Here is a 519-nt window from a genome sequence, read left to right on the forward strand (position 1 = left end):
TCCATCACACCCTGCGCGTGCGAAACCCACCGGCCCTCACCACCCTCGGGCCGCGAGAACACCTCCACCCGACGAGCACCACCCGCCGACTCACCGACACCCGACTCACCGGCACCCGACCGACCCGAGCCTGATTCGCCCGAGCCCACCGGACCCAACACCACCCGAACATCCACCCCACCACGCTCGGGCACCACCAACGGCGCCGACAACACCAACTCCCGCACCACCGCGCACCCGAACCGATCCCCCACGAACAACACCCACTCCACCAACGCCGCCCCCGGCGCCAACACCACCGAACCCACCCCGTGATCACGCACCCACCCCTGCGAACCCAACCGACCCGACACCACCACCTCACCCGAGACCGGCGACTCCACCACCACCCCCAACACACCATGACCACACCCGGCCACACCCAGACCCCGCACATCCCCCACCGCCGCGTCCAACCAGTACCGCCGCCGCTCGAAGGCGTACCCCGGCAGATCCACCCAACCCCCACCCACCAACACC

At 69.9% G+C, this 519-nt stretch carries 1 protein-coding gene; it reads right to left on the bottom strand.

What is annotated here, in order from left to right; genetic code table 11:
- A partial coding sequence (locus ON30_RS27760) for a polyketide synthase dehydratase domain-containing protein (protein WP_040711876.1) occupies positions 1-497 on the bottom strand: 497 nt, incomplete at its 3' end.
- Between the last annotated feature and the right edge of the window lie 22 nt (positions 498-519).

Origin of the sequence: Nocardia takedensis NBRC 100417, assembly GCF_000308695.1 — a bacterium.
GTDB lineage: Bacteria > Actinomycetota > Actinomycetes > Mycobacteriales > Mycobacteriaceae > Nocardia > Nocardia takedensis.